The 1608-nt window shown below is 68.0% G+C and carries 2 protein-coding genes; both read right to left on the reverse strand.

Features of this window, described 5'->3' with window-relative positions:
- Positions 1-235 precede the first annotated feature (235 nt).
- A complete protein-coding gene (locus A3E1_RS0125540; protein WP_020523634.1) occupies positions 236-985 on the reverse strand; it encodes an anti-sigma factor in 750 nt (249 codons plus the stop codon).
- Positions 982-1605 carry an ECF RNA polymerase sigma factor SigK gene (gene sigK / locus A3E1_RS0125545; RefSeq protein WP_020523635.1) on the reverse strand — a complete coding sequence of 208 codons (624 nt, stop codon included), beginning with the start codon at positions 1603-1605 and terminating at the stop codon, positions 982-984. Before sigK ends, A3E1_RS0125540 begins: the two co-directional genes overlap by 4 nt.
- Positions 1606-1608: the final 3 nt, after the last annotated feature.

The following is a 1608-nucleotide window of genomic DNA, read 5'->3' on the forward strand; positions in this document are numbered from 1 at the left end:
GAGGTCGACACATTGGGCTGGATATGCACGTATCGGTTGTCTGGTCTGCGTGCGAGACGTTGATGCCGGAGTCCCTGCGCCGTAGGGCCATGCGAGGGGCTTCGTCGCTTCCATCGATGACTTCGGCCCACCAGCGCGCAAGCCTTTCAAAATGCTCGCCTCCGAGCAAATTGAGTGGGGGGGGTATCTGGATCCGGCACTGGTGTGGGGCAGCCCCTGCACAACTGCCAGCAGGTCAGGCGGCCGGGATTTGGGCTGCGATCGGCAGGGTGGGTGTGGGTGATCCGCCTGGTGGTTCGAGTGTGACGCCGACGATGGTGCCGGTACGGGCGGCGGTGATGGCCGTGAGGGTGTGCTGGCCTGGTTGCAGGACACCGGCAGATACCGGGGTTCCGCCGATGATGGTCCACAGCTGGTAGACCTTGCCGGGTGGTGGCTCGGCTGCGGCGAGCATGATCAGAATCTGTGGCTGGTGCGGCGATCCGGCGACGCTGAGCGATCCGCCGCCGGTGACTGTGGTGGTGCGGATGCTGGTGCCGGGGGCGGTGAGGATGGCCAGGGTTTGGGCGGTGTCTGCTTGTGCGGCGGCCAGCTGGGTTCTGGCGTGGCGTGCCTGCACGGCGAAGGAGACCGTGGCACCGGTGGCCGCGAAGACGACGGCGGCCAGGGCGGCTGCGAGGGCTGGGCGGGGTATCCACTGCCACTGGCGTACCAGCCATTGCCATCCCCGGTGGCGTTGCGCGGCAACGGTGGGGGCGTGCTGGCGCACCCGGCGCACCTCTCGCATGACCTGTGCGCGCAGCCGTGCGGGGGCGATGGCCCAGGTGTCGTCGGCCAGGCGGGTGACCGCTTCGGACAGTTCGGCGACTTCGATCGCGCATGAGGTGCATGTCGTCACGTGTTTGGTGAATGCGCGTTCTTCGCGTGGGTCCAGGGCGTGCAGGACGTAGGCGCCGGACAGGGTATGAACGTCTATGGTGCTCATCGGTTGACCTCCACACCGAGGCAGTCACGCAGCCGGGCCAGGCCGTCGCGCATGCGGGATTTGATGGTGGGCAGGGCCGCGCCCAGTAGCGTGGCGACTTGCGGGTAGGTCAGGCCCTGGTAGTAGGCCAGGGCGATGGCCTGGTGCTGTAGTTCGGTCAGCCCGGCCAGGCACTGGCGCACGTGCGCCGATTCCATGCGGGCGCCGGCGTGTTCGCTGACTTCGTCGTAGGGGACGTCGGCGTGTTCACGCAGGCGGGTGGTGGTGTCGGTGTGGGCTTGTTCGGTGCGGACCCGGTCGACGGCGCGGCGGTGGGTGATGGTCAGGATCCAGGCGGTGCCGGTGCCTTTGGCTGGGTCGAACCGGGCCGCTGAGCGCCACACTTCGGTCATGGCTTCCTGGGTGATGTCTTCGGCCATTTGCGGGTCGCGTACGACCCGGCGGGCCAGCCCGTACACCCGGCCGATGACAAGGTCGTAGAGCCTGGCGAACGCGGATTCGTCGCCGCGCCCGATTTGGGTTAGCAATGCTGCGGCGGGGCATTCTGGCCCTGCGGTCGCTGGTGGTGGCGGGACCAGTTGCGGGGTCCAGGTCCGGGCCGGGAAATGACTGTCGGGCATAGG

The organism is Catelliglobosispora koreensis DSM 44566, from assembly GCF_000379685.1.
GTDB classification, from domain to species: Bacteria; Actinomycetota; Actinomycetes; order Mycobacteriales; family Micromonosporaceae; genus Catelliglobosispora; species Catelliglobosispora koreensis.